Consider the following 16,517-nt stretch of genomic DNA (forward strand, 5'->3'; position numbering starts at 1 on the left):
TGCAATACGAATGTGCGCGCTGCTCTTCGACAGATGCGTAAAAAAGCGCTTAAACCCTTGTCCGACAAGGGAATCACGGTTCGGCGGGCACTCAGTCAAGGATTGTCACTATTGACGGCGGAAATCGTGAGGAGTAAAGCGCTTCGACCGTGTTTTTGCGCACATGCTGGGATGAAATGCACATTCAACGTGCAGGTGACCGAAATAAAACAAGGCGCTGAAAGCGCCTTGTAAAACTACATAAACTACAAGTCCGTAGTTTCTATTTGAGGCTGCCCGACAGGAACTGCTTGAGGCGGTCGCTCTTCGTGTTCCTGAACACTTCGTCCGGATGACCTTCCTCTTCGACGCGCCCCTGATGCAGGAACATCACGTGGTTCGACACGTTGCGCGCGAACGCCATCTCGTGCGTGACGACGATCATCGTGCGGCCTTCCTCGGCGAGCGTCTGCATCACCTTCAGCACTTCGCCGACAAGCTCCGGGTCGAGCGCCGAAGTCGGCTCGTCGAACAGCATCACGTCGGGATGCATCGCCAGCGCGCGGGCGATCGCCACGCGCTGCTGCTGGCCGCCCGACAGATGCGACGGATACTGTTTCTCCACGCGCGGCGCGAGGCCGACCTTTTCGAGGTACTGACGGGCGCGCTCCTCGGCTTCACGGCGCGGCAGGCCGAGCACGTTGACAGGCGCCTCGGTCACATTCTCCAGCACCGACATGTGCGACCACAGGTTGAAGTGCTGGAACACCATCGAGAGTTTGGTGCGAACGCGCTGCAACTGCTTGTGGTCGGCCACGCGCAGCGCGCCGTTGCGGTTGTCCTTCGCCGTACGCACTTCCTCGCCGTCGACAAAGATGCGGCCCGAGTTCGGCTGTTCGAGGAAGTTGATGCAGCGAAGCATCGTGCTCTTGCCCGAGCCGGACGAGCCGATGACGCTGATCACATCGCCGGCATTCGCTTTCAGCGAGACGCCTTTAAGGACTTCGTTGTCGCCGTACTGCTTGTGGAGTTCGTCGACGAATAGTTTCTGTTTGCTGGATTTCATCTGTGTCCTTGTCAGGCTTACTTGCCCTGCGGCCGCAGATAGGCGAGCCAGCGGTGCTCGGCGCGGCGGAACAGCCACACGAGCGTGAAAGAAACGACGAGGTAGAGCAGGGCGGCAATGCCGAACGCTCCGAACGACTGATAGGTGGCGGAATTCACGTCACGCGCGATCTTGAGGATGTCCGGCACGGTCGCAGTGAAGGCGACGGTGGTGGCGTGCAGCATCAGGATCACTTCGTTGCTGTAGTACGGCAACGCGCGGCGCAGCGCCGAAGGCAGGATCACCCGGCGATACAGCGTGAACTGCGACATGCCGTACGCGCGAGCCGCTTCAATCTCGCCATACGGCGTCGCCTTGATCGCGCCCGCGAAGATTTCGGTGGTGTATGCGCAGGTGTTCAGCGTGAACGCGAGCAGCGTGCAGTTCATGCCGTTGCGGAAGAACGCGTCGGTGAGCACGTGCGTGTGGACGACTTCGAGGCTGTAGAGGCCCGTGTAGCAAAGCAGCAGCTGCACATAGAGCGGCGTGCCGCGGAATATATAGGTATACAGCCACACCGAGCGCGACAGCCATTTCTTCTTCGACACGCGCGCGACCGCGAGCGGGATCGACAGACAGAAGCCGAGCCCGATCGACACGACCAGCAGCCACATCGTAATGGCGAGGCCAGTGAAGCGGTAGCCGTCGGTGAAGAGATAGTTGCGCCAGTATTCCTGGATCAGCCCGATCATAGGTCCGCCTTTCGCACACCGGTCGAGTAACGTTTTTCGAGGTACATCAGCACAAAGTTCGAGACGGTGGTGATGACGAGGTAGATCGCGCCGGCCAGCAGCGTGAAGAAGAAGAACCGCAGCGTGCCCTTGCCGGCGTCCTGCGAAGCCTTGACGACGTCGGCGAGCCCGATGATCGACACCAGCGCAGTGGCCTTGACCATCACCTGCCAGTTATTGCCGATGCCGGGGAGCGCGAAGCGCATCATCTGCGGGAACATGATCCGCGAGAACACCTGCCACCCGCTCATGCCGTACGCTGAACCCGCTTCGAGCTGGCCACGCGGCACCGAGAGGAACGCGCCGCGGAAGGTCTCGGTGAAATACGCGCCGTAGATGAAGCCCAGCACGATGACCCCGGCGACGAACGGGTCGATGTCGATCTGCTGCCAGCCGATCAGGTCGGTCAGGTCGTTCAGCCAGATCTGGATACTGTAGAAGAGCAGCAGCATCAGCACGAGATCGGGGACGCCGCGAATCAGGGTTGTATACAGCGTGCCGACGCCGTGCGACACGCGGTTCTTCGACAGTTTCGCCCCCGCGCCCAGCAGCCCGAGGAGAAACGCGAATGCCAGTGACAACACCGCCAGTTTGACGGTCTGCCAGGTGCCGGCAAGGATGATCGGGCCGTAGCCTTGAAGAAACATATGAAGTCCTTGACGACGCGTCTCGACGCCGCAAAAGACGCGATCTGCGTGCGTCGTGCGCCCTCCAGCCGGTGGATCCGTCGATCCGGCAGGACGCCCGACGCACAGCGGGCCGCTGTGCGATTCGTGACTGCCTCGCCGTGCCCCGGATCCGGGGCCGCGAAACACGCCAGGCTTCCCGCCTTCTGCGGGCTACCTGCCATGTCGTCGCCGGCGGAGCAGCGCTTTTTCCGACTGTATAACCAGAACCCCCGTCCGGCCCATTGGTACCGGCCCGGTCTCCCTTCGCAAGTTTCCGCCGGCGCGCGGTGGCAATCGATGGCCGGATATCCGGCCAGCGGTCACCATGTCTGGCTCGCCGTCGCTATTCTAGGCGGACAAAATTGCCGCGCAGGCGCCACATTGATCCGCTCGCTGGACTACCGCGGGCGGCGCAAGGGCGTGCGGCACAAGTCCGTCCGACCGAAAAGCGCGGTATTTTACCCGAACAGCCGGCGTGCGCCACCGAAGCTTTATCCAGGGTCGGGCATACCCCTGGCGTGCAGCCTGTCATGGGCGCGCGCGATTGCCGTCACCGGTGAAACGATGCTGTGCGCCCGTGCGGATTGTGCTTTGTGCCGCATGCCCATACATTCTGCGCATCGCTCAATACTGACGGGAGATCGACATGCTGCAGATTCGCCGCTCCGACGAACGCGGTCACGCCAACCACGGCTGGCTCGACTCGTATCACAGCTTTTCGTTTGCCGATTACTACGATCCGGACCATATGCAGTTCGGGCCACTGCGCGTCATCAACGAAGACGTGATCGGGCCAGGCGAAGGATTCGGTGCGCACAGCCATCGCGACATGGAGATCGTTACGTACGTGCTCGAAGGCGCGCTCGCGCACAAGGACAGCATGGGCAACGGCTCGACGATCGGTCCCGGCGACGTGCAACGGATGAGCGCCGGCACGGGCGTGATGCACAGTGAGTTCAACGCGTCGAAGGAAGACTCGCTGCATCTGCTGCAGATCTGGGTGCTGCCGGCCCGTCGCGGTGACCAGCCCGGCTACGAAGAGAAGCACTTCGACGACGCCGACAAACGTGGCCGCCTGCGCGTGGTCGCCTCGCCGGATGGGCGCGATGGTTCGGTGACGATTCATTCGGATGCATCGATCCACGCCGGCCTCTTTGACGGCGCCGAGCGCGCCGACCATGCGGTGCCAGCCGGACGGCGTGTCTATGTGCAGGTCGCGCGCGGCGGCGTGACGGTCAACGGCGAAGCGCTGGTGGCCGGCGATGCGGCGATGCTGTCCGACGTCGACACGGTGACGCTCGAAAAGGGCACCCAGGCAGAAGTGTTGCTGTTTGATCTGGGCTGACCTCACGTCAGCCTGGCCCGGCCTTGCAGGCCGGGGGTGCGGGTCCGCAACGCGAGCGACAAAAAGAAACGCCACGGAATCAACACCCGTGGCGTTTTTTCATGCGTCCTGCAGGCGGCGCGTGACACCCGCAGGATCAGGACGGCTTCGCTGGTTCTGGTGATCACGAAGCGCGCCCGGTCATCCATAAGCACGAAGTACTTACGGCTTGACCGCCGAAGCCGCATCCGGCGCCGCGCCGCGATGCTGTTCCCAACGCTCGTGCATCTTCTCGTGGCGTTCTTCCATCTTGGCGAAGCGCTGCTTGAGCGCTGTGCTGACGGTCGTCTTCTGCTGATCGTTCAGGCCGTTGTAGAACGCGAGCCACGCGTTCGCGCTCTGCCCGCGCAGTTGTGCGTCCTGCTGCTCGATCTTCTGATGGGCGGCGTACATCGCGTTCAGGTCGAGAATCGGTTGCTGTTGCATCGACTTGAACTGCTGCTTCATCTGGTCATGATTCGCGCGTTCGGCTTCGTGCGTCTGCTTCATCGTGTCGAGCGCGGTTTGCCATTGCTTCTCCTGATCCGCGTTCAGGTTCAGCTGGCCGTGCAACTGGCTCAGCTCCTTCATGAAGTGACCGTGCCAGCCGCCAGGACCACCGGGGCCGCCGGGACCACCCATAGGCGCAGCAGGCTGCGCAGCGTAGGCGATGCCGAGACTCAGCGCGAGAGATGAAGCGGCAACGGCGAGAAAGCGTGAAGTTTTTGTAGACATGGAGCGACTCCTTTGTATTGATCCAGGCCGACGGGCAGGCCGCGTGATCTCGAGAGAGTGAGAAGGCCCGCATTCGGTTAGACACAGCGTAGGGGTGGCCGGAGCGCCGCGTGTTACACGCATGACCGCGGCCATTACACGACATTACGTACGCCTTTCGCGGTAACACCCAGTAACCCTTTGCGGGAGGTTTGTGTCGAAAACGGGGGTTCGCGCGCGTTAAACTTCGTCCCATGGCTACTCAAATTCTGGTCGTCGATGACGACGTCGAACTGCGCGATCTTCTGCGCGACTATCTGGCCCGGCAGGGCATCGAAGTCTCGGTGCTGCATGACGCCGGTTCTCTCGAACGCCGGCTTGAACGCGAGCGGCCGGACCTGATCGTGCTCGACCTGATGATGCCGGGTGTCGACGGCCTGACGGCGCTGCGAAAGCTCCGCGCTTCCGGCGACGACATCCCGGTCATCATGCTGACCGCGCGCGCGGATGACGTCGATCGCATTGTCGGCCTCGAACTCGGTGCGGACGACTACCTCGGCAAGCCGTTCAACCCGCGCGAACTGCTCGCCCGCGTGCAGGCGGTGCTGCGCCGTCGTCGCACGCTGCCGTCGGCGGCCGCGCCCGAGCAGCGCGAGCCGTTCGCGTTCGGGCGATTCACGCTCGACTTCCAGTCACGTACGCTGAGCCAGGACAGCCGGCCGCTGACGCTGTCGGGCAGCGAATTCGCGCTCCTGAAGATCTTCGTGAACCACCCGATGCGTACGCTCACGCGTGAACGCCTGCTCGAACTGCTGCACGGTCCGGAATACGACGGTACCGACCGCGGCATCGACGTGCAGGTGTGGCGCCTGCGTCGCATTCTCGAAACCGATCCGTCCACGCCGCGTTTCATCCAGACGGTGCGCGGTCGCGGCTACGTGTTCGTGCCTGACGGCGAGCAACATGCGTCGGCCAGCTGATTCGCTGTTCGGACGACTGGCGCTGCTGGTCGTCAGTGTGCTGCTGATCTCGCATTTCGCGTGGTATGCGTTGATGCGTCTCGATCGCAGCCAGCTACAGGCGCGCTACGCGGTCGAAGAAGCCACCTTCCTTGTCGATGCGGTGCGTCAGCACGTCGCGCGTTCGCCGGATCAGCCGCTGCCTTCGCGCGTACGTCTGGTCGATCCGGCGAGTCCGGACGTGCCCGCCATCGCCACCGATCTGCCGGCCGGGCTGCAGCGTTTTGTGGACGATGTTCGGGACCGGATGCCCGCCGGCACGCAGGTGCGCATCGGTATGCCCGGCAAGCCGCCCTCGCTGTGGGTGCGCACGGCCGCCGACCATAGCTGGATCGTCGTCCCGGTGCAGCCGCTCAGGCCGCCGCGTCCGCTCGACCGGACGGTCTGGTGGCTCGTCATCATTTTTTCAGCTGGCGTGATGGCCGCGCTCTTCGCCGCGTGGCAGTTGCAGCAGCCGCTGCGCTCGCTCGCGCAGGCTGTCGCGCGATTTGGCCGCGGGCAGCCGGTGCCGCCCGTGCCCGAACGTGGCCCGCGTGAACTGCGGCAACTTACGCACGGCTTCAACCAGATGGTTCAGGAGGTCGCGAGCACGGAAAACGACCGCGCCGTGATGCTGGCAGGCGTCGCGCACGATCTGAAGACGCCGCTCGCGCGGCTGCGCCTGCGCGCCGAGATGATGGAAGAGGCCAAGGTGCGCGACGGCGTGGTGCGCGACGTCGATTCGATGGCGCATATCGTCGACCAGTTCCTGGTCTTCGCCCACGACGGCGCGGACCGCAGCGAAGCCGTAGCGGTCGATATGCAATGTGAGCGCGTGGTGCGCAGCTACCGCGCGGTTGCGGCCGGTGCGCCTGCCGTGCTGACGATGCTGAACGCCGGTCAGGGATTCCGTCTGCCGGCCGCGACGCTCGATCGCATCCTGTCCAATCTGCTCGACAATGCGCACGCGTATGGCGCGCCGCCGATCGTCGTCGAAACGGCGCGCACGGCCACGGGCTTCACGCTGTCGGTCTACGACAACGGCAACGGCATTGCCGCGCACGATCTGATCAGCGCGAGCCGGCCGTTCGTGCGGCTCGATCCGGCGCGCGGCGGCAATGGCCATAGCGGCCTGGGTCTCGCGATCGTCGAGCGGCTGGTCAGGCGTGCGGGCGGGGAGTGGGAAATCGGCAACCACGAAGGACGTGGTTTGCGTGTCCTGATGAGCTTCGCCTTCGACGTCCTGCCGCGTGGCGAAGCGACTACGACGGAAAGCGCCTGGGGAAGGTAGGCCGGCGCGGTGCCCCGGATCAGATCACCTATATAGCAGGACGCGCCAGCGGCCAGCCGGCCGGGCGCGTCCGCCTTCGGCCGCGCTCATTTATTCAGTGAAAAGCGTATTGAGGGCGGTGGCGGCGTCGCTGTCGACCGTATTCCACGTGACCGTTTCCGCCTCGAAGATATAGTGGGTCGTGTACTTGCCGAGGCGCGCGAGAATTTCCTCCTGAATCACTTCCGGCGCAACTTCGAGCTTCAGATACCAGGCCGTCGACGATAGCCGTGTCTGGAACGAGCCATATTCGGCCAGCAAATGGTCGAACGCGACAGCATCCTGATCGCGACAGACGATGACCAGATTTCCCTTCATGCGACTCTCCCGGTAGACGGTGGCAACAACCTTCGTATGAAAGTTGATGATACCTGCTTCTTTCGGGGGAATCCGGCGCTCGTTCCGGTCGACGTGGCCGTACGAACGGAGCCGGTCACCAGACCGACGCGGCGGCGCGCGCGGGCGGCGCAGTGTCGTCCGGCGGGACGGCTTCGCTACGGTCGCGGCCGCCAGACTTCGCCGCGTAGAGCGCGAGGTCGGCGCGGCTCATGATGCGTTCGGGCAGGTCTTCCGGCGAGAGTTCGGTAATGCCGATGCTGACGCTCAGTGCCGCCGACGAAGGCAGCTTCGTCGAAGGTGCGGCCTTCAGCCGCTTGCGCAGCCGCTCGACGACTTCGAGGCCCGCCGGCAGCGAGGTGGCCGGCAGCAAAATGCCGAACTCCTCGCCGCCAAGCCGGCCGATCGAATCGCCGCCGCGCAGCTCGGCGCGGCAGGTGTCGACGAAATGCTCGAGCGCGCGGTCGCCGGCCGCGTGGCCGAAGCGGTCGTTGATCTGCTTGAAATGGTCGAGATCGGCGATCGCGACGCACATCGGTTCGCGCGCGGCGCGCGCGCCGTCGATCTCCCGCCGCAGCAGATCGAGGAAATAGCGTCGCGAGAGGGCGCCGGTCAGCGCGTCGTGGCGTGCTTCGGCCGACAGCAGCGTATTGGCCGACTGCAACTGCTCGGCGAGATCGCGGGTCGCGCGATGGTGACGCCGCTCGCGCATATAGGAAACAGTGATCACCCACGCGAGCGCCGCCAGACCGGTCAGCGTCAGAAACACGAGCAGACGGTCGCGCTTGTGATTGCGCACGAGTTCCGGATACGCCGTCACCGGATCGAACAGATGCGCTGACAGCCCGGAGTTCAGCCCGATGCGCGACTGGTAGAGCGACGGATCGTGGCGCTCCGGCATCTCGACGAGCTTGGCCGCCTGCGCTTCGGGAAACCAGGGCGCCTGCCGGGACACATCGTGACCGGCCTTGCGGATCTCGATTTCGGGGAAGGCGTCGCGGCGATAGATGCTCATCCGCTCGGCGACGGGCATCTGCGTGACCCGCGAGCGGGGCAGCGCGCGCCCTTCGAGCGCGCTGTTGTGCGCCATGATGATGACGCCGTTTTCGTCGGCGACGAAGGTGCCGGCGTGCGCGACCCAGTGGCGCAACCGGGCGATGCCGACCTTGGCGACGACCGCGCCGACCAGTATGCCGTCGTCGTAGACCGGCGCCGAGATGAAGATGCCCGGCTCGCCGCTCGCCCTGCCGACGCCGTACGCTTCGGCGAACGCGCCGAGCAGCGTGCTGGCCAGATAGCCGCGCGTGCGCATATCGATGCCGACGAAGCTTTGCTCGTTCCGCGCGCTGCTCGACGCGACGCACACCCCGTTCGAGTTCACGAGCCAGATGGAGTCGAGGCCTGAAAAACCTTGTGCGTCATGCAGAAAGCTGCTGACGGACGCCAGTTCGGGGATGTGGAGCAGTTCATCCTGATGAGCAGGTTCCGCGCCGGCGCTGTTCGCGGCATAATTCTGCGTTTGCGTCAGCGCGTGCTGGACGACGCCCAGTTCGGCCATCGTGGCCGGGATGGCGCGCGACATGGCGAGATCGCTTGCGACCACTTCCGCCATGTTGTCGACGATCGACAGCGACATCTGCTCCTGCGCTCGCATCGCGGCGTTCAGCTCTTGCTGTACCATCCGGTCCGCGATCATGCCCGCGACGAACCAGCACACGAGCACGATCAGCAAGAAACTGACCGGCCCGGTTGCCTGGCGCAAGGTTGTCCTGTTCATCGGCGTGTTGATCTGCTTGATCCGTTCGATCCGTCTGACTGTTAAATGCGACAGGGTCATGCGTGGCAGCGCACCGGCGCTGATTCTTACCCGCGTTGTACCTGTGGACCTGGACAGCAGGGCGTTGCAGGTCGCCGGAAAATCCAGGCGCTGCTCGCCACCCTGTGATTTTAACCGTCGCGCGGCGTCTGGAGAGGCGCATATTGCATCGCGTGACCACTCATCAGGATCTTTAACGGCTCACCGGGGCTTTTTCTGAATGGGGACACGGGTTTACCGGATGTGGCTCGCACGCGACGCCTTCGGGGAACGTCTGCCGGCCGGATGACCTGAATGACACGCATTAGATGTAAAAGTGGTGCCCGAGGTTGTGCCTGAAACACAGGTTGTAGTAGTGTCGTGCCGTCCAAAACGAGGAAAGCTCGCCAGCCTTCGGGCGGCCCCAGTGGTGGCGGGTGCCGGGCGGGAGCGGGAAGTCGGCGTGATTCGCCGCACGGCTCGCCCTGCAACCGGTCAACGCGTCCCCAACGCCAACGATTTACCGCGCATAAGCGTCTAGCCATGCCTGAATTCCGCTTTCCGGACCGATTCCTCGACCGTTGCAGCGTGCGCGCGGCGCCTGCTGCCCGCCCGGCGTGCGTTGCTGCCGCAGCCGACGCGATGGCTGCCCCTCTCGCTCCAGTGCACGGGGAGGGCGTCTGATGGACTTCGGTTTCAACCTGAACCGCACCGCCAATGCGTCGGCATGGCGGGTGCTGCCCAATCGCTGGGACTTCGTCGCCTTTCCGCTGATCATCTGCATCATCGCGATGGCGGCGATCGGTTTCCACGAGACGATGGCGCCGATTTCCACCCTGCAGACGCAGGCGATCTCGCTCGACCCGGCGAATCTGCCCGAATACGCGATGCGCACCACGCTGCGCATGCTCGCAGCGATGGTCGCGTCGCTGGTCTTCACGCTGGTGTACGGCACGCTCGCCGCGAAGAGCCGTCGCGCGGGACAGGTGCTGGTGCCGATTCTCGACATCCTGCAGTCGGTGCCGGTGCTCGGCTACATCTCGTTTACGGTCACCTTCTTTCTCGCGCTGTTCCCGGCGCGCGTGCTCGGCGCCGAACTCGCGGCGATCTTCGCGATCTTCACGAGCCAGGCGTGGAACATGACGTTCAGCTTCTACCAGTCGCTGCGCACGGTGCCGCGCGATCTGGACGAAGTCTCACGCGGCTTTCACCTGACGTCCTGGCAGCGTTTCTGGAAGCTCGAAGTGCCGTTCTCGATGCCGGGCCTCATCTGGAACATGATGATGTCGATGTCGGGCGGATGGTTCTTCGTCGTCGCGTCCGAAGCCATTACAGTCGGTAATCATTCGATCACGCTGCCGGGCATCGGTGCGTATCTGGCCGCGGCGATCTCCGAAAAGGATCTGCACGCGATCGGCTGGGTGATCCTGACGATGACCGTCGTGATCCTCGCGTACGACCAGTTCCTGTTCCGGCCGCTCGTCGCGTGGGCCGACAAGTTCCGCATGGAAACCACCAGTTCGGGCAACGCACCGGAGTCATGGCTGCTCGATCTGATCCGCCGCACGCGGCTGATTCACCGGCTGCTCGTACCGCTCGGCTGGCTGTTCGCGAAGGCGGCGCGCGTGCCGCTGCGCCTGCCGTCGTTCGACCGCGTGGGCTTCCAGATTCCTCAGCGCGAGAAGTCGTCGAAGCTGGGCGACATGGTGTGGTCGGTCATCGTGCTGATCGCAACCGTGTATGTGGTGTATCGCGTGGTGAGCTACGTGCGCACCGGCGTGACGATGGATGAAGTCGGTCACGCGTTCGTGCTCGGGCTCATCACGCTGCTGCGCGTGGTTGTGCTGATCGCGATTGCTTCCGTGGTGTGGGTGCCGATCGGCGTGCTGATCGGGCTGCGTCCGAAGCTTGCCGAAAAGATGCAGCCGCTGGCGCAGTTTCTCGCTGCGTTCCCGGCGAACCTGCTGTTTCCGGTATTCGTGATCGTGATCGTGCGCTTTCACCTGAACCCGGATATCTGGCTGTCGCCGCTGATCGTGCTCGGCACGCAGTGGTATATCCTGTTCAACGTGATTGCCGGCGCAACGTCGTATCCGAACGACTATCGCGAGGCGGCCGCCAACTTCCGCATTCGCGGCTGGCAATGGTGGCGTCAGGCGATGCTGCCGGGCATCTTTCCTTACTACGTGACGGGCGCGATCACCGCGTCGGGTGGCGCGTGGAATGCGAGCATCGTCGCTGAGGCGGTGCAGTGGGGTAATACCAAGGTCGTCGCGCACGGCCTCGGCGCCTACATCGCGCAGAATACGGAAGCGGGCGATTATCCGAAGATCATTCTCGGTATCGCCGTCATGTCGCTGTTCGTGACCCTGTTCAACCGCCTGTTGTGGCGTCCGATGTACGCCTACGCCGAAGCAAAGCTTCGACTCGATTGAGAGCGAAACACGATGCAAAACCCGAAAGCCGTAGCCGCCGCGCCGATCCAGACGCCGCCGATGCCACCCCGTCTCGGCGAGGAGATCCTGCGCGTCAAGGACGTGTGCCGTGGCTTTAACAAGACCCAGGGCGAACTGCTCGTCCTCGACGATGCGAACCTGTCGCTGCGTGAAGGCGAGATTGTTGGGCTGCTGGGCCGCTCGGGCTCGGGCAAGTCGACGCTGCTACGCATCATCGCTGGCCTGATCGAGCCGACCGACGGCGAAGTCACGTATATGGGCAAGCCGCTCGACGGCCCGGCGGAAGGCGTCGCGATGGTGTTCCAGACCTTCGCGCTGTTCCCGTGGCTGACCGTGCTGCAGAACGTGGAAGCGGGACTCGAGGCGCAGGGTGTTCCGGCGCGCGAGCGTCGCGAGCGCGCGCTGGCGGCGATCGACCTGATCGGTCTCGACGGTTTCGAGAACGCGTATCCGCGCGAGCTGTCGGGCGGCATGCGTCAGCGCGTGGGCTTTGCGCGCGCGCTGGTGGTCGATCCGACGTTGCTGCTGATGGACGAGCCGTTCTCCGCGCTCGACGTCCTGACCGCCGAAACGCTGCGTACCGACCTGCTCGACCTGTGGACGCAGGGGCGCATGCCGATCAAGTCGGTGCTGATCGTCACGCACAACATCGAGGAAGCGGTGTTCATGTGCGACCGGATCCTCGTGCTGTCGTCGAATCCCGGCCGCGTGATCGCCGAGATCAAGGTGCCGTTCAAGCATCCGCGTAACCGGTTGGACCCGGCGTTCCGGCGTCTGGTCGACGAGATCTACGCCAAGATGACGGCGCGCCAGACCGACGAAAAAACCCGCAAGGGGCTGGAGCTCAGCAGCTGGCTGCCGCATGTGTCGACCAACCTGATGGCCGGTCTGATCGAGACGCTGGCCGCCGCGCCGTACCACGGCCGCGCCGACATGCCGGAAATCGCGCGTTCGCTGCATCTGGAGGTCGACGATCTGTTCCCGGTCGCCGAAGTGCTGCAGCATCTCGGTTTCGCCGATGTGCGCGAAGGCGATATTTTCCTGACGCCGCCGGCGCGCGTGTTCTCGGAATTCGGCACGCAGGAACGGAAGATGATGTTTGCCGAACATCTGCTGCGGCATGTGCCGCTCGCCGCGCGGATCAAGAAGGTACTGAACGAACGGCCGGGGCATCGCGCGCCGCGCGTGCGCTTCGAACAGGAACTGGAAGATTTCCTCTCCGACAAGGCCGCCGAAGAGACGCTCGACGCCGTCATCAACTGGGGCCGTTATGGCGAGATCTTCTCGTATAACGACCAGACCGAAATTTTCAGTCTGGAAGACGTCGAGTCCTGATTGCTGTCTGGAAGGTCGTGCGGGAAGCGAAACGACAAAAGGCCGTGCATCTGGTTTGCACGGCCTTTTGTCATGACGCGGCGCCTGTCAACATCACGCGAACGTCAGAAGACGCTATTGCAGGTTGCCCCAGCGATCCACGGCCGGTTCGGCCAGTGCCCACTTCCAGCCCTTCTGCTGCTGACACGCGCTGCCGGTGTACCAGGCTTCGTGCGCGCCGGGATCGTCGCCGTCCTTCACTGAGAACACGAAGTCTTTGCAGATCGCGAGCGCCGATGTGAACGCGCGCGTGACGCGAACCTGGCCGTGGCCGTTCTCGATGGGCATTGTGTGCCTGACGCTCCACGGCCGCGTCTCGCCGACCGGCATCGCGCCCGCGAGCGCCGCGATCAGGTCCTGCTGGTCGCTATGCATGTCGCGCATGTAGCGCTTGACCACCTCGTCGGTCGCTGCCTGCACCGCGATGCCGACGCCGATGCCGACAGCCGGGTTCGCCGTGACGAGACCGGTTGCGACGCCTGCCGCTGCGCCGCTCGCGGCGCCGACCGACGTCGACGAGCACCCGCTCATCAACACGCTGGCGCTCACGCAGACGGCGGTGGCCAGTGCGAGCCGTACACGGGCAGCCGCACTCATTGCAGCGCGCCCCAGCGTTCGGTGGCCGGTTCCGCCAGCGCCCATTTCCAGGCGGTGCCGTCGCGGCAGATCGAAGCGACGTAGAACGCCGTGCTGGCCGGCACGTTCTGCGTTGCGGTTTTGTCGACGGAGAAGACGATCTCCTTGCAGTCGAGCGCGCCTGTGCTGATCGTGCGGCTGACGGTGACGCGGCCGTGCTCGTCGTCTTCGATCGGGACCGAGTGCGTGACACTCCATGGGGAGACAGCGCCGACGTCGAGTGGGCCGGCGGCCTGCGCGATGCGATCCTGCGTATCGCGGTGGACGACGCGCTGCGAGTACTGGACGCCGGCGCGTGCAGCGGCGACTGCGCCCAGGCCGATGCCGGTTGCAACGGCTGCGTTATTGGTGACGCTGGAAGCGATGGCGGCGCCGGCGATACCGGCGCCGGCGGTCGCACCTTCTGAATAGACCGAGTTGCATCCACTCAAGCTCGCCGTCGTGACGACGACAAGCGACACAAGCACGGAGAGCGCGCTGACGCTCATCCGCTGGGCTCCGTTGGCCCGGTGCATCCTGATCATCATTCCCTGTATTGCTCCTGCTTGCGACGTCCGCCGGCCCACCACGCGCCCTGCGCGGCAGCAGCCAGACGACGCGTTATTTACGTCCTTTCTTGCCGCAGCATTTTGCAGGATGCGATTTGTAAATGGCAGGAGAAAAGTGCAAGCAATTGCAAATCCTGATGCATGTCAAAAGCGCTTCTGGATGGTCGGCGGCATTCGACGCGCTTTCTGATTTTCAGGACTGCAAGTGCCCGTAACGGCATCGCGTATTCATCGTCGTGTCGTAACGATAAAGATGTCGCGTTCAGGAGAAGTCCGGCGCGAGCGGACGGCGCGCCGGCTATTCGCTTTCTTCTTCGACGCCGTCTTCGCTGCCGTACGTGCCGAGCCGGTTGTACAGCGTCTTCAGGCTCACGCCGAGCGCCTTCGCCGCGCGACGCTTGTCGCCGCCGCAGTACTTCAGCGTGCCGAGAATGATCTGCTTCTGCGCGTCGGCGAGCGGCGTGCCGATCCATACGCTCATTGCGTCACCTTGCGTCACCGGCTTTTTGACTCGCGACGCGAGATGTGGATGCGGCAACTCGACCGTCTTCTCCGCGAGGATGAACGCCCGATAGACGGCGTTCTTCAGTTCGCGCACATTCCCCGGCCACGACCACGTTCGCAGCGTTTCGATCGCGCGCTTGCTGAAGCTCTTGTTCGTGCCTTCCTGCTGGTTCATCGCGGCAAGGAAGTAATGCGCGAGCAGTTCGCGGTCGTTCTCGCGTTCACGCAGCGGCGGCGCGCGCAGCGGAAACACAGCCAGGCGGTACATCAGGTCCTCGCGCAGCCCGTTCTCCTTCATTGCGACGACAGGATCGCGGTTGGTCGCCGCGATCACGCGCACGTCGGCGCGAATCAGCTCGCTCCCGCCGACGCGAAAGAACGTGCCGGTCTCGAGCGCCCGCAGCAGTTTGACCTGGCGCACCGGCGCCATCTCGGTGATTTCGTCGAGGAACAGTGTGCCGCCATTTGCGTGCTCGAAGTAGCCGATGCGCCCCTGCACGGCGCCCGTGAAGCTGCCTTTCTCGTGGCCGAAGAGTTCGGCTTCGATCAGCTCGTCAGGAATCGCGCCGCAGTTCACGGCAATAAACGGCGCGTCACGGCGCGCGCTCTGACCGTGAATCGTGCGGGCGATCAGTTCCTTGCCTGTGCCCGATTCACCGATGATCAACGCGGTCGCGTCGGTGGCGGCGACGCGTTTAATCTGCTCGTACAACTCAAGCATTACCGGCGACGAGCCGTACAGCAGGCCATATGACCTGAGGCCGGCGATGTCGCCCGGGACGCGTTGCTTCGTCTGCGCCGCGCCGCCGCCTCTGGCGACAGCGGGCGAGTCCAGATCGATTGACGCCATAAACACGTTGTCCTGCAAAAATGTTCTTCGTTGTGGCGGTGCAGGTTCGCGCGACTGGCGAACCGCGTCGATTCAGTATCTCGTAAATGCGATTTAACCACTCGCGCACCTTTCACCGCAATGCGCGCGACCGCATGGCCGCGATCAAACGGGTGTGTGTGCCGCACGGGTTGGCGAGTCGATCGATAAACGGCACTAACGACATATTTGTCATTAGCAATCGGCAATATCGACCGAAACATGGCGTCGCGCAAGCGCGGCGTACCCGGCCGGAACTCGTCCGTCCGAAATCGATCGACATAAGAGGGCCGACGCCAGGCATCTGGCGCGCGGATTGCATGCGATTGCGTGCAGCAGCTATCACATACCGCGCGCATCCTGCATCGCGCACTGCGTGCGGCCGTTGGGTGGACGGCCGCGCGACGCTGGACGTCAGCGGATGTCTTTTCGAACAATGAGGAGTATTTTGATCATGAGCGACACCACGGCCCAGCTTGCACTTGGCAGGCAAAAAATCGTCGAAGACCTGAGGGTGCTTCTGACCGACTCCGAGGAAATGTTGCGACTCGCGACGGCCGTCCCGGGCGAGGGCGTCGAGGCATTGCGCGAACGTCTGCGCACCCATGTCGACTCGATGCAGCTCGCGCTCGGCGACGCGCAATCGGCAGCGAAGCAGCGCTACCGCGTCGCCGCTGACAACGCCGATCGTTACGTACGCGACAACCCCTGGCAGGCCGTTGGTGTCGGGGCCGGAATCGGGTTTTTGCTGGGCGTGCTGTTGGCGCGCTGAGCCACGTTTCGCTTTGTTGTGCGCTTTGCTGCGATTTTTCAGGTTTGCGATCAGGAGGAGTTCGACATGGCACAACCCAGAATCGGCATTTTCGGCGCGTTGGTGGCTGTCGGCGGCATCCTTGCATGGCGCTGGTCGCAACGGCAGCGCGCAGCGCAAGTGTCTTTGAGCCGCGATCTGAACCGCTGGGAAGGCGAAGGCGGTAACGTCGTTACGCCTGCGCAGCCGGCGGTCGCAGCGGCGAAAACCGCCAGTAATAGCGTTGCGAATGGCGCCGCCAACGGCGCCGGCCACACCGGCACATCAGGCGAGCCGTGGCCGTTTCCGCATAGCTGATCGG

General features: G+C 63.9%; 17 protein-coding genes. 7 read left to right on the forward strand and 10 right to left on the reverse strand.

The window, feature by feature from the left end:
* Positions 1–262: 262 nt before the first annotated feature.
* Genes P3T21_RS20920 through P3T21_RS20930 form a run of 3 tightly spaced genes read right to left on the reverse strand, consistent with a single transcriptional unit; the run spans position 263 to position 2,462 of the window.
* Positions 263–1,045 carry an ABC transporter ATP-binding protein gene (locus tag P3T21_RS20920; protein ID WP_429257857.1) on the reverse strand — a complete coding sequence of 261 codons (783 nt, stop codon included), beginning with the start codon at positions 1,043–1,045 and terminating at the stop codon, positions 263–265.
* 17 nt (positions 1,046–1,062) lie between these two features.
* A complete protein-coding gene (locus P3T21_RS20925) occupies positions 1,063–1,776 on the reverse strand; it encodes an ABC transporter permease (protein WP_429257858.1) in 714 nt (237 codons plus the stop codon).
* Positions 1,773–2,462: an ABC transporter permease gene (locus P3T21_RS20930; RefSeq protein ID WP_429257859.1), complete on the reverse strand. Its 690-nt coding sequence runs from the start codon at positions 2,460–2,462 to the stop codon at positions 1,773–1,775. Before P3T21_RS20930 ends, P3T21_RS20925 begins: the two co-directional genes overlap by 4 nt.
* A 667-nt stretch (positions 2,463–3,129) precedes the next feature.
* Here P3T21_RS20930 and P3T21_RS20935 point away from each other — a divergent pair.
* The gene (locus P3T21_RS20935; protein WP_429257860.1) at positions 3,130–3,828 is read left to right on the forward strand and encodes a pirin family protein; all 699 of its coding nucleotides are present in this window, start codon (positions 3,130–3,132) and stop codon (positions 3,826–3,828) included.
* A 2-nt stretch (positions 3,829–3,830) separates the two neighbouring features.
* Here P3T21_RS20935 and P3T21_RS20940 read toward each other — a convergent pair whose 3' ends face one another.
* Positions 3,831–3,995, reverse strand: coding sequence for a hypothetical protein (locus P3T21_RS20940; RefSeq protein WP_429257861.1), 165 nt, complete (start codon positions 3,993–3,995; stop codon positions 3,831–3,833).
* A 34-nt stretch (positions 3,996–4,029) separates the two neighbouring features.
* Positions 4,030–4,581 (reverse strand): periplasmic heavy metal sensor, encoded by a 552-nt coding sequence (locus P3T21_RS20945; RefSeq protein WP_429257862.1) that lies wholly within the window; start codon positions 4,579–4,581, stop codon positions 4,030–4,032.
* Between the two features lie 233 nt (positions 4,582–4,814).
* Here P3T21_RS20945 and P3T21_RS20950 point away from each other — a divergent pair, with 233 nt between their 5' ends.
* Together P3T21_RS20950 and P3T21_RS20955 are read left to right on the forward strand one after the other, a co-directional pair.
* Positions 4,815–5,540 (forward strand): response regulator, encoded by a 726-nt coding sequence (locus P3T21_RS20950; protein WP_429257863.1) that lies wholly within the window; start codon positions 4,815–4,817, stop codon positions 5,538–5,540.
* Complete coding sequence (locus P3T21_RS20955) at positions 5,524–6,849, forward strand: ATP-binding protein (RefSeq protein ID WP_429257864.1); 1,326 nt, start codon at positions 5,524–5,526, stop codon at positions 6,847–6,849. Before P3T21_RS20950 ends, P3T21_RS20955 begins: the two co-directional genes overlap by 17 nt.
* Positions 6,850–6,939: 90 nt before the next feature.
* Here the strand turns inward: P3T21_RS20955 and P3T21_RS20960 are convergent, their stop codons facing one another.
* The gene (locus P3T21_RS20960) at positions 6,940–7,206 is read right to left on the reverse strand and encodes a hypothetical protein (RefSeq protein WP_429257865.1); all 267 of its coding nucleotides are present in this window, start codon (positions 7,204–7,206) and stop codon (positions 6,940–6,942) included.
* 115 nt (positions 7,207–7,321) lie between these two features.
* The gene (locus tag P3T21_RS20965) at positions 7,322–9,001 is read right to left on the reverse strand and encodes a sensor domain-containing diguanylate cyclase (RefSeq protein WP_429258029.1); all 1,680 of its coding nucleotides are present in this window, start codon (positions 8,999–9,001) and stop codon (positions 7,322–7,324) included.
* A gap of 701 nt (positions 9,002–9,702) precedes the next feature.
* Between P3T21_RS20965 and P3T21_RS20970 the strand changes: the two genes are divergently transcribed.
* A complete protein-coding gene (locus P3T21_RS20970; RefSeq protein ID WP_429257866.1) occupies positions 9,703–11,454 on the forward strand; it encodes an ABC transporter permease in 1,752 nt (583 codons plus the stop codon).
* Positions 11,455–11,466: 12 nt separating this feature from the next.
* Entirely contained in the window at positions 11,467–12,810 is a 1,344-nt protein-coding gene (locus P3T21_RS20975; RefSeq protein ID WP_429257867.1) for an AAA-associated domain-containing protein, read from the forward strand.
* 114 nt (positions 12,811–12,924) lie between these two features.
* Here P3T21_RS20975 and P3T21_RS20980 read toward each other — a convergent pair whose 3' ends face one another.
* The 3 genes from P3T21_RS20980 to P3T21_RS20990 all read right to left on the reverse strand — a co-directional run bounded on the left by P3T21_RS20980 (position 12,925) and on the right by P3T21_RS20990 (position 15,387).
* Positions 12,925–13,446 carry a hypothetical protein gene (locus tag P3T21_RS20980; RefSeq protein WP_429257868.1) on the reverse strand — a complete coding sequence of 174 codons (522 nt, stop codon included), beginning with the start codon at positions 13,444–13,446 and terminating at the stop codon, positions 12,925–12,927.
* A complete protein-coding gene (locus P3T21_RS20985) occupies positions 13,443–13,973 on the reverse strand; it encodes a hypothetical protein (protein ID WP_429257869.1) in 531 nt (176 codons plus the stop codon). The genes P3T21_RS20980 and P3T21_RS20985 overlap by 4 nt, the downstream gene beginning before the upstream one ends.
* Before the next feature lie 358 nt (positions 13,974–14,331).
* Positions 14,332–15,387, reverse strand: a complete 1,056-nt coding sequence (locus P3T21_RS20990) for a sigma-54 interaction domain-containing protein (RefSeq protein ID WP_429257870.1) — start codon at positions 15,385–15,387, stop codon at positions 14,332–14,334.
* 472 nt (positions 15,388–15,859) lie between these two features.
* Between P3T21_RS20990 and P3T21_RS20995 the strand changes: the two genes are divergently transcribed.
* Positions 15,860–16,177, forward strand: coding sequence for a DUF883 family protein (locus P3T21_RS20995; RefSeq protein ID WP_429257871.1), 318 nt, complete (start codon positions 15,860–15,862; stop codon positions 16,175–16,177).
* 66 nt (positions 16,178–16,243) lie between these two features.
* On the forward strand, positions 16,244–16,513 hold the full coding sequence (locus tag P3T21_RS21000) for a hypothetical protein (RefSeq protein ID WP_429257872.1): 270 nt from the start codon (positions 16,244–16,246) through the stop codon (positions 16,511–16,513).
* Positions 16,514–16,517 lie beyond the last annotated feature (4 nt).

The sequence above is a fragment of the Paraburkholderia sp. GAS334 genome, assembly GCF_050436625.1.
GTDB lineage: Bacteria > Pseudomonadota > Gammaproteobacteria > Burkholderiales > Burkholderiaceae > Paraburkholderia.

Coding starts and splice junctions, on each gene's coding strand:
- P3T21_RS20920 (WP_429257857.1), bottom strand. CDS start 1,045: ATGAAATCCAGCAAACAGAAACTATTCGTCGACGAACTCCACAAGCAG.
- P3T21_RS20925 (WP_429257858.1), bottom strand. CDS start 1,776: ATGATCGGGCTGATCCAGGAATACTGGCGCAACTATCTCTTCACCGAC.
- P3T21_RS20930 (WP_429257859.1), bottom strand. CDS start 2,462: ATGTTTCTTCAAGGCTACGGCCCGATCATCCTTGCCGGCACCTGGCAG.
- P3T21_RS20935 (WP_429257860.1), top strand. CDS start 3,130: ATGCTGCAGATTCGCCGCTCCGACGAACGCGGTCACGCCAACCACGGC.
- P3T21_RS20945 (WP_429257862.1), bottom strand. CDS start 4,581: ATGTCTACAAAAACTTCACGCTTTCTCGCCGTTGCCGCTTCATCTCTC.
- P3T21_RS20950 (WP_429257863.1), top strand. CDS start 4,815: ATGGCTACTCAAATTCTGGTCGTCGATGACGACGTCGAACTGCGCGAT.
- P3T21_RS20955 (WP_429257864.1), top strand. CDS start 5,524: ATGCGTCGGCCAGCTGATTCGCTGTTCGGACGACTGGCGCTGCTGGTC.
- P3T21_RS20960 (WP_429257865.1), bottom strand. CDS start 7,206: ATGAAGGGAAATCTGGTCATCGTCTGTCGCGATCAGGATGCTGTCGCG.
- P3T21_RS20965 (WP_429258029.1), bottom strand. CDS start 9,001: ATGAACAGGACAACCTTGCGCCAGGCAACCGGGCCGGTCAGTTTCTTG.
- P3T21_RS20970 (WP_429257866.1), top strand. CDS start 9,703: ATGGACTTCGGTTTCAACCTGAACCGCACCGCCAATGCGTCGGCATGG.
- P3T21_RS20975 (WP_429257867.1), top strand. CDS start 11,467: ATGCAAAACCCGAAAGCCGTAGCCGCCGCGCCGATCCAGACGCCGCCG.
- P3T21_RS20980 (WP_429257868.1), bottom strand. CDS start 13,446: ATGAGTGCGGCTGCCCGTGTACGGCTCGCACTGGCCACCGCCGTCTGC.
- P3T21_RS20985 (WP_429257869.1), bottom strand. CDS start 13,973: ATGAGCGTCAGCGCGCTCTCCGTGCTTGTGTCGCTTGTCGTCGTCACG.
- P3T21_RS20990 (WP_429257870.1), bottom strand. CDS start 15,387: ATGGCGTCAATCGATCTGGACTCGCCCGCTGTCGCCAGAGGCGGCGGC.
- P3T21_RS20995 (WP_429257871.1), top strand. CDS start 15,860: ATGAGCGACACCACGGCCCAGCTTGCACTTGGCAGGCAAAAAATCGTC.
- P3T21_RS21000 (WP_429257872.1), top strand. CDS start 16,244: ATGGCACAACCCAGAATCGGCATTTTCGGCGCGTTGGTGGCTGTCGGC.